The organism is Bacillus subtilis subsp. subtilis str. 168, from assembly GCF_000009045.1.
In the GTDB taxonomy this organism is placed as follows: domain Bacteria; phylum Bacillota; class Bacilli; order Bacillales; family Bacillaceae; genus Bacillus; species Bacillus subtilis.
In genome coordinates, this window is the sequence record NC_000964.3 from 3,406,556 (window position 1) to 3,419,430 (window position 12,875).

Genomic DNA, 12,875 nt, shown 5'->3' on the forward strand with positions numbered 1-12,875 from the left:
TTAGCTTCAGTCTATATATTGTTATTCCCGGCAAAGAGGTGTCCAAACCACTTGATGTTTATTGTTTTTTAAAAAGGATGGTAATGACCGTTCCAATGTTCGTTCTGCTGTTCACATGGATCGTTCCGTTATGCAGATGGACAAGCTCCTTGGCAATCGCGAGCCCGAGACCCGTTCCGGCAGTTGAATCTTTTGTGTTCGTCCCTCTGTAGTAGCGGTTAAACAAATGGGTGATCGTTTCTTCATCCATTCCTTTCCCATTGTCCTTCACTTTTAAAGAAATATGATTTTTTGTTTGCTCCAGAATGACTTGAATCTCTGTTCCTTTGCCGTTGTGCTTCACGGCATTCCCAAGGAGGTTTTCTAATATGCGCCTGAACCACGCTTCATCAAGGGCAAATTCAATATGCTCTTCTTTGGATACAAACGAGATATCATAGCCTTCAGAAAACGGATTTTTCTTAAAATCCTCAATGACATTTTTAAAAAACGGGATAAGGCTAGTGAGCTTTCTCTCAATAGGAAGAGCATCATTTTTCAGGCGATACGTTAAATTTAAGTCTTCAATCAGCTTAGACATGTATTCAGATTTTTCTCTGACAACCTGCCCCATTTCTTTCACTTCTTCCGGCGACCAGTCATACTGCTTCGACTCGAGCATCATGCTGTAGCCGTAAATGCTGCTGAGCGGTGTTTTTAAGTCATGTGACAAACCGGCAATCCATTCTTCCCTTGTCGCCTGGATTTTTTCTCTGTTTCTTTTATCCCTTCTCAGCGTTTCAGTCAGCTGATCCATTGATTCAAATATCTCACCGAAGAAGCGGTACGGCTGTTTGATTTTTCCCTTTTTATTTTTGCTGACAGGACGGCCTTCCCGGTTTCTGGGCTCCTCAAGCTTCCCTTTTGACAGATTGACCAGCCATCTAATCGTGTGAAAAATCGGCAGCCCGAATCGGAACATATACCAAACGGTCATCCAAATGATATACATGAACAAAACGGCCATCACGAGAAACATCGCTTTTAATACAACCTTCAGGAATGATTTGTTAAACTCCTGATCGGTTACATAGACTGGGTTCGGCACCGTAGCGACCATCCATCTGTCTTTATTGAGGATCTTAACGGAAATTTCCCGCTTATAGTTCCAAGGCTTAGAGCTGTATTTAAGCAGCTCCAGCTGGTTCATCGTTTTTCTCTCGCTTTTTGTGCTGTTGATGCTGTCGAGAATCTTTCCATTGCTGTCTAACAGGTAAATGGCGCCTTTTTTCCGTTTAATATAGTCGATGGTACTAGACTTATAGTGCGCTAGTGAGTCTATCTTTTGTTCACGCTTTTCAACGGAAGTCAGGAGCTGTTCACTTTTTGATTTCCAGCCGGACAATAGAAGATACGACTTATCTTCAATATTGATGGCCCAATAATTCAGTTTATAGTTATGAAGCTTTTTGGTTTTATAAATAGACAAAAGCTCTTTCTTGGTATAGGTGCCCGGCACGTCTTTTGGCACGCCGTAGGAATAATCAGTGTTTCCTTCCGAATCAATGATTTGCATCCAGCCGTGCTGTTTATCAACAGATTTCTTCAGGAAATTATCCACTTCCCATGTCCCGTCTTCGTTTACATCGAGATATGCCTCAAGTGTGTCGGTCGTTGCTTTCGTCAGCCCTGAATTGGATTCCGCATCGCTAAAACGGGCGTCTAAATAGAAAAACGATGCAACAAGCATAACCGTAAGCAGCAGGATCACAATCAGCATCTGGCCGAAAAAGTGAAACAAAAACTTCCATCTTAACCTCATGACCGCTTGCCTTCAGGATTTGGGATAAAACGATAGCCGAGACCTCGAACGGTTACAATATACTCCGGATTGCTCGGATCGCGCTCAATCTTCTCCCTAAGCTTGCGAATATGAACCATGACGGTGTTGTTGTCACCGTAGGAAGGATAGCCCCATACTTTTTCATATATTTGATCTTTGGAAAGCACCACGTTAGGGTGTTCACAAAAATACTGCAAAAGCTGCAGAAGCTGGGCTGAACAGGCAACGGCTTCCCCGCCTACGATCAACTCGGCATTTTGCGGAGAAAAAGTAAAGTAATCATATGTGTAGGTTTGATTTGAACTCGTTTCTTTCGATTGATATGTACGCTTGAGATGCGCTCTGATCCGCGCCGCTAATTCCAGCGGATTAAATGGTTTTGTGATATAGTCATCAGCTCCAACCGCAAAGCCCGATAATTTGTCCGCGTCGGATGATCTTGCCGTCAGGAAAAAAATCGGAGCGTCTGAATACTCTCTGATCAATGTGCAGGCTTCAAAACCGGACATTCCGCCCATCATGACATCCAGCACAATCAAGTCAACCTTATTGGCCTTCACAACGGGAATCGCTTCTTCTGCGCTTGCCGCATCCAGTATATTTCGATAACCTTCTTTTTCGAGAACGCGTTTGATCATGTCCACAATCGCTTTCTCATCGTCTACGATTAAAATTGACGCATTTTCCACTTTTATGTTCCTTTCTGTCACTGTTTTTTTCATCTTATCATTATATCGTTTATTTATGGTACATTTTTGAATACATTGGAGCCTTGGCAAATCAAAACAGCAAAAAAGGAGCAAACAAGCGCTCCCTTTTGATGTTTTTTCATATGAAAATATTATGAGTTCTCATCTACCATGTACAAAATAAACTCCCAAAACCCCGGTACATCCTGACATAAAAGCATATCAGCCTTTTCAAACATTTTGATCTTCAGCTCTTGCTCTAAATCTTCTCTTTCTTGATAGGACGTATTGCTGAGTTTTTTTCTGATCATCGGTGAAAAGCATGCAATCAGGTGCTCAATGTCATAAGTCTCGTCTTTTTGTTTCTTTTTTTGTTCAAACTGGCCGTCCACAGCTTACTTTTCCCCCTTTTTTTGCGCCGCTAACTGCTTTCTGATATTCTCCAGCCCCTTTTTATGAATGTTGGAGATGTTTTGTCGGGACTCCCCTAATGAATCTGCAATCTCCTGCATCGTGGCACCGTGAAGATAGACTTTCGTCAGCACACTTTTTTGTTTGTCAGTCAGCTTCTGGATCGCTTGGTAGAGCTGGTAATCCTGTACATGCTGGCTCAAATCATCCTGCCTGTCTAAAAATTCTTCAAATGCATCGCTACCTGTTTCGGAAGAAAGCCGATCTCCCGCCTCCGGATGATCAACCGTCAGTGGATACCGTTTTTGGTTTTTGCGAACCCGCTTATCAAAATCAATAGAAAAGATGCGAATCATTGAATTCATATACTTGACGATGCGGATTTCTTTATAAAATTGCTTAAATAGCTCGTCCAATGATCTTGCATCTTTTTCGTTAGGGCTTTCCATTACGTTTTTGAACAAACGGTAATGCTGAGGATTGCTCAAAAAATGCTTCACGATGGGATGCTTCATTATCTCCTTACATTTTGACCGTAAAAGACTTTGATAGTCCATCAAACCGCCTCCCTACTAAATTAAATGAAGGAAAGCAAAAAAAAGTAAACTACTACTTTCCGCCTAGTGTCTTCCAAAATACTTTGCAGCAGTTTACGTTTTATCGGTTTTCCTCACTTACATACATGACTGCAGAAAAAGAAGGGAGGTATTTTCCTATGGATCAGGTTTTTATAGAGGAAGTCGTAAAACAGATCGGCAATTTGGGGTTTCCCGCGCTGATTGCAATGTATCTGCTGACCCGATTCGAAAAGAAGTTTGATCAACTAATAGAACTAATGACAGAACTGAAAGATCATGCAAAAAAATAATTTTTCAATCGAAGTTGACTTTTCACTGGTTTTTTTCACTTAACAAAACAGAAGGGAAAACGAAAGGCCTTTCACCTTCTCTTTCTGCTATCACATTTAAATGTAAGGAGGAAACATTTCATGAAAAAACAAAATGACATTCCGCAGCCAATTAGAGGAGACAAAGGAGCAACGGTAAAAATCCCGCGCAATATTGAAAGAGACCGGCAAAACCCTGATATGCTCGTTCCGCCTGAAACCGATCATGGCACCGTCAGCAATATGAAGTTTTCATTCTCTGATACTCATAACCGATTAGAAAAAGGCGGATATGCCCGGGAAGTGACAGTACGTGAATTGCCGATTTCAGAAAACCTTGCATCCGTAAATATGCGGCTGAAGCCAGGCGCGATTCGCGAGCTTCACTGGCATAAAGAAGCTGAATGGGCTTATATGATTTACGGAAGTGCAAGAGTCACAATTGTAGATGAAAAAGGGCGCAGCTTTATTGACGATGTAGGTGAAGGAGACCTTTGGTACTTCCCGTCAGGCCTGCCGCACTCCATCCAAGCGCTGGAGGAGGGAGCTGAGTTCCTGCTCGTGTTTGACGATGGATCATTCTCTGAAAACAGCACGTTCCAGCTGACAGATTGGCTGGCCCACACTCCAAAAGAAGTCATTGCTGCGAACTTCGGCGTGACAAAAGAAGAGATTTCCAATTTGCCTGGCAAAGAAAAATATATATTTGAAAACCAACTTCCTGGCAGTTTAAAAGATGATATTGTGGAAGGGCCGAATGGCGAAGTGCCTTATCCATTTACTTACCGCCTTCTTGAACAAGAGCCGATCGAATCTGAGGGAGGAAAAGTATACATTGCAGATTCGACAAACTTCAAAGTGTCTAAAACCATCGCATCAGCGCTCGTAACAGTAGAACCCGGCGCCATGAGAGAACTGCACTGGCACCCGAATACCCACGAATGGCAATACTACATCTCCGGTAAAGCTAGAATGACCGTTTTTGCATCTGACGGCCATGCCAGAACGTTTAATTACCAAGCCGGTGATGTCGGATATGTACCATTTGCAATGGGTCATTACGTTGAAAACATCGGGGATGAACCGCTTGTCTTTTTAGAAATCTTCAAAGACGACCATTATGCTGATGTATCTTTAAACCAATGGCTTGCCATGCTTCCTGAAACATTTGTTCAAGCGCACCTTGACTTGGGCAAAGACTTTACTGATGTGCTTTCAAAAGAAAAGCACCCAGTAGTGAAAAAGAAATGCAGTAAATAAAAGACTTGCGGCTTGCAGAGAGCACTCGTTCTCTGCAAGCCTTCATAAGGAGCTGAACCAGTGAAACATCAAAACCCTTCAAAACGCTTATTGCGGCTCTCCATAAAGTACTTGCTGGCCGCAGCAGCAGTGGTGTTGACCTATTTTGCTGTCATCTATATATTGTTTTCTTTAGCGGGAACGAGCTACCGCTCAGCAGCTCATGTCCTGCTTTTTGCCGTGGTATTCCTTGTTCTCGGATTATGCTTTGAACCATTTGAACGGCTGATGATACATAGCTTTACATTTTTCAAGACAGGAAAACGTCTATTCATTCTCCTTGCTGGCATCGTACAGCTGCTGTTTTTGTGGATGACTGCTCATACAACAGACCAATTGATCAGCGACATCTGGCTGTCCACCACAGAAGAAATGATTGTCGCAGCCGTTTTTTTGATTTTAGACAAATGCAACTCGGCTCTTCCCAGCTAAAAAAAGAACGCATTCCAATTGGATGCGTTCTTTTTATTCATAGCGAAGCGCGTCTACAGGCTGAAGCTTCGAAGCCTTGATAGACGGAAGCAAGCCGAAGATAATGCCGACTGCCATTGAAAAGATGAGTGCTCCGACAACAGCTGGAATGGAGACGATAAAAGGCATCGGAAAAATGACCGTCAGCAGCTTGGCGATGCCGAAGCCCGCCAGCACACCGAGTATTCCGCCAATGCTTGTCAGCACGACAGCCTCGGTTAAAAATTGAAATAAAATCACACGCCGCTTAGCACCGAGCGCTTTCTTAATTCCGATTTCCCTCGTGCGCTCCGTTACGGAAACGAGCATAATGTTCATGACGCCGATACCGCCCACCAAAAGTGAAATACTGGCGATACCGCCAAGCAGCAATGCAAATGACTGATTAAAGGACTCCACTTCCTGCGCGATCTCCTGAAGATCCATTACACTGTACTCTGCTTTTTCCAGCTCAGCTTCTGACAGTCCCTGATTTAAAAGATCTGCAGCCATTACACCCGCTTCTTGGATATGCTCAGAAGAATCAGCCTGCACGGCAATCTGCGTTGGCGCGTCAAATCCTTCAATAAGCGGCCACACTTTTTTCGGCACGTACAAAACCGGGTTCGCATAGTCGCCTTCAAACATGCTTTCCTGTTGATTTTTTTCTTTAAAAACACCCACGACCTTAAACGGCACACCATTCATCTCAATGCTTTTATGCAGAGCTTCTCCGTCTGGAAACAGTTCATCTCTGACAGCTTCATTGATCATCACTACTTGGTGTGTGCTGTTTAAATCGTTTTCCGTCAGCTTTCTCCCTTCGGTTATTCGGATTGGAAACATGTCGAAGTAATCATCGTCCACTCCATACACTTGGGGATACGAAACGTTAGTTAAATGAAAAACGCTCGCGCCTTCTGACAAGTAATATAAGGATAATCCTTTGACCATCGGATCTGATTTGATCGCCTTTACTGTTTCTTCCGCTACAGGCGGCGCGGACGCATACGACACCTGAGGGCCGCCGCTCTCCTCTTCTCCGCCAGACGGCTGGTAGACAACATTGATGGCGTTGTTTCCCATGCCGATCATACTTTGCTTTAACTGCTCACTTTGGCCCTTCAGCATTGAAACAATCGCGATGATTGCCGCTATGCCGATAATGACGCCAAGCATTGTCAGAATCGATCTTAATTTATGAGAGAAAATGGATTGAAAGGAGATTCGAATATGTTCAAGCATGGCTGATATCCCCTCTCTCATCTAATACCAACTCTCCGTCTCTGATAAAAACGGTTCTGTCAGCTTTTTTGGCGACGTCCGGGTCGTGGGTTATCATAATAATGGTCTTGCCTTCCCGATGCAGTTCAGAAAACAGTGCCAAAATTTGTTCACTTGATTTGGTATCAAGCGCCCCGGTCGGTTCATCAGCTAAAATAAACCTCGGCTGATTGACAAGGGCCCTCGCTATCGCCACCCGCTGCTTTTGGCCGCCGGACAGCTTAGGCGGTTTGTAGGAGACCCTGTCTTTTAATCCGACTTTTTCCAGCGCTTCATATGCCCGTTGCCTTCTCTCTTTTTTCTTCACTTTATTGTAGATCATCGGCAGCTCGACATTTTGCAGCGCGGTGAGACGCGGCAGCAAATGAAAAGTTTGAAACACAAACCCGATTGATTCATTGCGAATTTCGGCTAAAGCCCCGTCTTTCCCTTTCAATATATCGATCTGGTCAAGCGTATAGGTTCCTGAGGTTGGCCTGTCCAAACAGCCGATAATATTCATTAACGTTGACTTTCCAGAACCGGAAGGCCCCATAATAGCTAAAAACTCCCCCGCCTGAACGGTCAGATTGATATGTTTCAAGATTGGAACTTCTTCTTTTCCCAGCTTGTACGACTTCGAAATATTATTCAGTGTCAGCATTGACTGTAACCTGCTTTCCTTCCTTGACCGCGGGATCAGGATAGATCACATAATCTTCCGGCGTCAGGCCGCTCTTAATTTCCACCATGTCATTTTCATCAGTCTCTCCGATTTCAACAGGCTGCTTAACCGCTTTGTGATTCTCATCAGCTTTCCATACGTACGGTTCGCCGTCATCCTGAATGACCATGTCGGACGGCAGCTTGATCGTGTCCGCATCAGCATTATCACTCATCACTTCGATGTTGACATGATAGCCGACTTCAAGACCTTTATGGCTGTCTAATAAAATGGTGAAAGGATAGTTAGAGGACTGGGGATTCATTTCTTCATCAGCAAAGCTTTCTGATTCTTCACCCTCGCCTGCTCCCGCTGGAAGCTTGCCGATCGAGGTGACCTTTCCTTTCCACTCGCCCTCACCGCCTGTTTTCAGCGTGACCCTGACTTTGCTGCCTTTTTTGATCGTGTCCATTAACAGCTCATTGATTTGGCTTTTGACCAGATATTTGCCTGTCGAAACAATCTGGATATACGGGCCTGCTGCCTGGTCGCCTGTTGCACCGTCAGCGATATCCTGATTGACGCTTTGAACGATTCCGTCATGCTTGCTTGTAATGACATTGGAACCTTTGTTTTTCGTCAGGCCAGCCAGTTCTTTTTGATGCTGCTTCAGTTCAAGCTGGCTTGTTTTCAAATCGAAATTGGTTTGATCAAGTTCATCTTGAAGCTGGTTTTTCTCTTCTTTTCCTGCAACTTTCAGCTTTTTTTCCGTTTCCGTTATTGATTTTTGCAAACGGTTGATTTGCAGATTTGTCATTTCAATTTGCAAATTGGCTTGCTCCACTTCATCAGAATGATCCTCGCCCTCATACTCAAAAAGCTTATCGCCCTTTTTAACCTGATCGCCTTCTTTGACGTATGTTTTTTTAATGCTGCCTTTTTCTGAATCTATGTATACTTTCTGCTGTTTCTCAGGTTCAACCTTTCCAGAAAACGTTTGGCCTGATTCTGAATCTCCTCCCATGTATACCGCGACCGATTCAGCATAGGGCTCCGATGATACGGCAACTTGGTTCATGTGAGTAAAAAAGTAAAAACCGCCAGCGCCGATCCCAGCCAATACAAGCACACCGGCACATATCGCACCGCCAATAAGCCATTTTTTCTTCTTGGACACAACGATCTCCTCTTTCTGTAAACTATGTAATATTTTCGAAACATTCTAACCAATATTATCTATTAATTCAAAAAGACTTGCAATCCTTTTATTGAAATGACGGAATCAAATAGAAAAATTGTATTTTCAAAGCCGAATAAAAAAAATCCCGGCTTCAAACCGGGATTTTTTCATACAGTAACTAGCTCTTTTTCATTTTTAATCAAGTCATATGTCAAGCATACAGGTTTATTTGTACGGGGATCAGTCACGATTTCGGCATCAATCTGAAATACCTGCTTCAAAATGTCTGGTGTCATGACCTCCAGAGCAGTTCCTTCCTTGATGACCGTGCCTTTTTTGAGCGCGATCATATAATGAGAAAAACGAGCTGCATGGTTAAGATCATGAATGACCATTAAAATCGTCCGCCCTTGCTCTTTGTTGAGTCTGTCAAGCAGCTGCAGAATTTCAAGCTGATGTGCAAGATCAAGATACGTTGTAGGTTCATCCAGCAGAAGCAGTTCCGTCCCTTGCGCAAGCGCCATGGCAATCCACACACGTTGACGCTGTCCGCCTGACAATGCCTCAATCGGCCGTTCAGCATATTCAGCCATGCCTGTTTCTTCAAGCGCCCATTTGATAATCCGGCGGTCTTCGTCATTTAATCTGCCGAATCCTGATTGATGCGGAAACCTGCCGTACGACACCAATTCGTGCACTGTTAGGCCGCTCGGCGCTTCAGGTGTCTGTGGAAGAATCGCCATATCTTTTGCAATGTCCTTTGTAGACATTTTATGAATCGCTTTGCCGTTTAAATAGACGGCACCTGCATGTGAACGCATAATTCTGGACATTGTTTTTAAAATCGTTGATTTCCCGCAGCCGTTCGGGCCAATTAAGGTGGTAATTTTCCCTTTAGGAATCGATATATTTAAATCCTCTACAATCACCCTGTCGCCATAACCGATTCCAAGCTGTTCCGTTGATAATGAATTCATATTCGGCCCCCTCCTCTAATTCGCTTTCATCAATAAATAAATAAAGTAAGGCGCACCTAGCACGGAAATGACAAGTCCGACCGGAATTTCTGATGGTGCCAATACATTTCTCGCCAGCGTATCAGCAAGCAAAAACAGGAATGAGCCGATGAAGGCGGAGACCGGTATCAGCGTCTGGTGACGTGGACCGGTCAGCCTTCTAGCCACATGCGGCGCGATCAATCCGAGAAACGCAATGCCCCCCGCAGCTGCCACGCATGAAGCGGCAAGAGTGACCGCTGCCAGAAGAAGAATCCGTCTTTCCTTTTCAACAGCGGTGCCCAGCCCGGTCGCCAATTGGTCTCCGAGCTGCATAATGTTCAAATAGCGTGCCTTATATAAAGTAAACAGAAGCAAGATCACAATCCAAGGGAGAATCGCCCAGATCATATTCCAGTTCGCCCCCCATATTGAGCCGGATATCCAAACCGCGGCTTGCATAAAATCATGAGGGTCCATCTTGAGCTGAAAAATCAGCAACAGGGCGTTGAATCCGGCATTCACCCCTATGCCGACTAAAATCAGCCGAATCGGTGTCACGCCTTTTTTCCATGCCAGAATATAAATGAGAAACGCAGCGAGGATTGCTCCTGCCAAAGCACTGAACGGCAGCATAAATGTTCCGAAAAAGCTAAGATCTGAAGCTGACCCTTGAAAAAAGTATATAAAAAGCACTACAGCAAGTGAACCGCCGGCGTTAATTCCGAGAATACCAGGCTCGGCAAGTTCATTTTGAGACACGCTTTGCAAAATGGCTCCAGCTACGGAGATCCCTGCTCCAACAAGCAAAGAAAGGATGATCCGGGGCAGCCTGAACTCAAATAAGACAAGTTCATCACGCGCCGTTCCTTGGCCGAAAAAGACCTGAAGCGTTTTAAGCGGTGCAATTTTGATAACGCCCAAATTGAGACTGATAAAAAAGACCACCACGATAAGCAAAAAGGTCACAGCCATTACAATGAGCGGTTTGTTTGTTTTTGTTTTCATTACAGCCCTCTCCTTTCACGACGTGCCAAATAAAAGAAAAAGGGAACGCCGATAAGAGAAGTCAGCGCGCCGACAGGCGTTTCAAAGGGCGCATTTACGAGTCTGGCCGCTATGTCAGCAAAAACAAGCAAAACAGCACCGAGCACCGCCGAGCAAGGAATGATCCACCGATAATCCACACCGACCAAAAAACGGGTAATATGCGGAATGATCAGCCCGATAAATGCAATGGTGCCGGCAATGGAAACCGCAGCTCCGGTCAGAATTACTACAATAAGCATGCCAACCAGTTTCACCGCTGATGTATATTGTCCAAGCCCTTTTGCCAGATCGTCACCGAGACTTAACACTGTAACAGACCGGGCGATGAAAAACGCGAGCGTTAAACCGACAGCCCCTGCAATAAGCAAAAGCTGGACCCCCGACCATTTCACACCCGCTACCCCGCCTGCGTACCAAAAGCTGATATCCTGAGCGACATCAAAGCGGATTGCAATGGCAGTTGAAATGCCGGTAAAGAAATAAGTAACTGCCGTACCCGCCAGAGCAAGCTTTACAGGCGTAAGTCCGCCCCTTGAAAACATGCCTATGCCCATTACCGTCGATGCCCCCAGCCCCGCTCCCGCAAAGGACCATAGCACAAGCCCCATTGCAGAAAGTCCGGGAAAAAAGGCAAACGCAATCGAAACCGCAAACGCAGAGCCTGATGTCACACCCATAATCGAAGGCTCTGCCAAAGGGTTTCTCGTCATCCCCTGCATGATTGCTCCCGACACTGCCAACAATGCGCCTACAAGCGCGGCAGCCGCCGTTCTCGGAAGCCGAAGATCATGTATAATTTGGTGAGATGTCTTTGTCGGCTGATAATGAAAAATGGCCTCCCATACAGTGCGCAAATGAATATCCGCTGCACCTAGGGATATGGATAAAAATGCGCCAAGGCAAAGCAGGCATAGACCTGCGATAAGGACGATGACCGCGCCATATGTCCTTGACGTCCATTGGATTTCTTCTGATGCAGTCCGTATATTTTTATGTTGACTCAACTGCCGTACTTCCTTTCTGTTACTGATAATGATTATCAATTGCTGTTTCAGTATATCACTTTTTTCAGCTGATTTAATAGAGTGTTTTGAACAAAAATGAAAATGCATTTGCAAAAATATCGTGTCAACCGGCACTTGCAGTGGTATAATCACAGATGATAATGATTCTCTTTTTCATCTATCTTTTAGAAAGAAGGTATGAGATATGACCCATATATACAAGAAACTCGGAGCCGCGTTTTTTGCCCTGTTATTGATTGCAGCGCTGGCAGCCTGCGGGAATAACTCAGAAAGCAAAGGTTCTGCCTCTGATTCAAAAGGCGCAGAAACCTTTACATACAAGGCTGAAAACGGAAATGTAAAAATCCCGAAGCATCCTAAACGGGTGGTTGTCATGGCAGACGGCTATTACGGCTACTTCAAAACACTCGGCATCAACGTTGTAGGTGCGCCTGAGAATGTATTTAAAAACCCTTACTACAAAGGAAAAACCAACGGCGTCGAAAACATCGGAGACGGCACTTCGGTTGAAAAGGTCATTGATTTGAACCCTGACCTGATTATCGTCTGGACAACACAGGGCGCTGATATTAAAAAGCTTGAAAAAATTGCGCCGACTGTCGCAGTAAAATACGATAAGCTCGACAACATCGAACAGCTGAAAGAATTTGCAAAAATGACGGGAACTGAAGATAAAGCTGAAAAATGGCTGGCCAAGTGGGATAAAAAAGTTGCGGCCGCTAAAACAAAAATCAAAAAAGCGGTCGGTGACAAAACCATTTCCATTATGCAAACGAACGGAAAAGACATTTACGTATTTGGTAAAGACTTTGGAAGAGGCGGAAGCATCATTTACAAAGACCTCGGCCTGCAGGCTACAAAGCTGACAAAAGAAAAAGCCATTGACCAGGGGCCAGGTTATACAAGTATTTCATTAGAGAAGCTCCCTGACTTCGCCGGAGATTACATTTTCGCGGGCCCATGGCAATCAGGCGGTGATGATGGCGGCGTTTTTGAAAGCTCCATTTGGAAGAACCTGAATGCCGTTAAAAATGGCCATGTATACAAGATGGATCCGATCGGATTCTATTTCACAGACCCGATTTCATTAGAAGGACAACTGGAGTTTATTACGGAAAGCTTGACTAAATAAACAAAAGAG

The 12,875-nt window shown here is 44.5% G+C and carries 14 protein-coding genes; 4 read left to right on the forward strand and 10 right to left on the reverse strand.

The genetic code is table 11. The annotated features are described in order from the left end of the window. Nucleotides 1-58: 58 nt before the first annotated feature. From yvrG to sigO, 4 genes are all read right to left on the reverse strand, one after another. On the reverse strand, nucleotides 59-1,801 hold the full coding sequence (gene yvrG, locus BSU_33210; RefSeq protein NP_391201.2) for a two-component sensor histidine kinase YvrG [cell wall processes and sublancin production and immunity (YvrH)]: 1,743 nt from the start codon (nucleotides 1,799-1,801) through the stop codon (nucleotides 59-61). Continuing rightward, complete coding sequence (gene yvrH / locus BSU_33221) at nucleotides 1,798-2,511, reverse strand: two-component sensor histidine kinase YvrG [cell wall processes and sublancin production and immunity (YvrG)] (protein ID NP_391202.2); 714 nt, start codon at nucleotides 2,509-2,511, stop codon at nucleotides 1,798-1,800. The genes yvrG and yvrH overlap by 4 nt, the downstream gene beginning before the upstream one ends. Before the next feature lie 152 nt (nucleotides 2,512-2,663). After that, nucleotides 2,664-2,903 (reverse strand): regulator of sigma-O, encoded by a 240-nt coding sequence (rsoA, locus tag BSU_33222; protein ID YP_003097787.1) that lies wholly within the window; start codon nucleotides 2,901-2,903, stop codon nucleotides 2,664-2,666. A gap of 3 nt (nucleotides 2,904-2,906) precedes the next feature. Beyond that, a complete protein-coding gene (gene sigO, locus BSU_33230) occupies nucleotides 2,907-3,437 on the reverse strand; it encodes an alternative sigma factor (RefSeq protein NP_391203.2) in 531 nt (176 codons plus the stop codon). 14 nt (nucleotides 3,438-3,451) lie between these two features. Here sigO and yvrJ point away from each other — a divergent pair, with 14 nt between their 5' ends. From yvrJ to rsiO, 3 genes are all read left to right on the forward strand, one after another. Beyond that, nucleotides 3,452-3,790, forward strand: a complete 339-nt coding sequence (yvrJ, locus tag BSU_33239; protein YP_003097788.1) for a factor involved in oxalate decarboxylase expression — start codon at nucleotides 3,452-3,454, stop codon at nucleotides 3,788-3,790. 120 nt (nucleotides 3,791-3,910) lie between these two features. Next, entirely contained in the window at nucleotides 3,911-5,068 is a 1,158-nt protein-coding gene (oxdC, locus tag BSU_33240) for an oxalate decarboxylase (RefSeq protein ID NP_391204.1), read from the forward strand. A 60-nt stretch (nucleotides 5,069-5,128) separates the two neighbouring features. Further along, nucleotides 5,129-5,539, forward strand: a complete 411-nt coding sequence (gene rsiO / locus BSU_33250; RefSeq protein NP_391205.1) for an acid stress-sensitive anti sigma factor — start codon at nucleotides 5,129-5,131, stop codon at nucleotides 5,537-5,539. Between the two features lie 33 nt (nucleotides 5,540-5,572). Here the strand turns inward: rsiO and yvrN are convergent, their stop codons facing one another. The 6 genes from yvrN to fhuB all read right to left on the reverse strand — a co-directional run bounded on the left by yvrN (nucleotide 5,573) and on the right by fhuB (nucleotide 11,821). Continuing rightward, the gene (gene yvrN / locus BSU_33260) at nucleotides 5,573-6,802 is read right to left on the reverse strand and encodes a putative ABC transporter (ATP-binding protein) (RefSeq protein ID NP_391207.3); all 1,230 of its coding nucleotides are present in this window, start codon (nucleotides 6,800-6,802) and stop codon (nucleotides 5,573-5,575) included. Beyond that, a complete protein-coding gene (yvrO, locus tag BSU_33270) occupies nucleotides 6,795-7,484 on the reverse strand; it encodes a putative ABC transporter (ATP-binding protein) (RefSeq protein NP_391208.2) in 690 nt (229 codons plus the stop codon). Before yvrO ends, yvrN begins: the two co-directional genes overlap by 8 nt. Beyond that, the gene (gene yvrP / locus BSU_33280) at nucleotides 7,468-8,661 is read right to left on the reverse strand and encodes a putative ABC transporter membrane fusion component (RefSeq protein NP_391209.1); all 1,194 of its coding nucleotides are present in this window, start codon (nucleotides 8,659-8,661) and stop codon (nucleotides 7,468-7,470) included. Before yvrP ends, yvrO begins: the two co-directional genes overlap by 17 nt. 170 nt (nucleotides 8,662-8,831) lie before the next feature. Beyond that, nucleotides 8,832-9,641 carry a ferrichrome ABC transporter (ATP-binding protein) gene (gene fhuC / locus BSU_33290; protein NP_391210.1) on the reverse strand — a complete coding sequence of 270 codons (810 nt, stop codon included), beginning with the start codon at nucleotides 9,639-9,641 and terminating at the stop codon, nucleotides 8,832-8,834. A 15-nt stretch (nucleotides 9,642-9,656) separates the two neighbouring features. Continuing rightward, a complete protein-coding gene (fhuG, locus tag BSU_33300) occupies nucleotides 9,657-10,667 on the reverse strand; it encodes a ferrichrome ABC transporter (permease) (protein NP_391211.1) in 1,011 nt (336 codons plus the stop codon). Next, nucleotides 10,667-11,821: a ferrichrome ABC transporter (permease) gene (fhuB, locus tag BSU_33310; RefSeq protein ID NP_391212.1), complete on the reverse strand. Its 1,155-nt coding sequence runs from the start codon at nucleotides 11,819-11,821 to the stop codon at nucleotides 10,667-10,669. The genes fhuG and fhuB overlap by 1 nt, the downstream gene beginning before the upstream one ends. A gap of 97 nt (nucleotides 11,822-11,918) precedes the next feature. Here fhuB and fhuD point away from each other — a divergent pair, with 97 nt between their 5' ends. After that, nucleotides 11,919-12,866: a ferrichrome ABC transporter (ferrichrome-binding lipoprotein) gene (gene fhuD, locus BSU_33320; RefSeq protein NP_391213.1), complete on the forward strand. Its 948-nt coding sequence runs from the start codon at nucleotides 11,919-11,921 to the stop codon at nucleotides 12,864-12,866. Nucleotides 12,867-12,875: the final 9 nt, after the last annotated feature.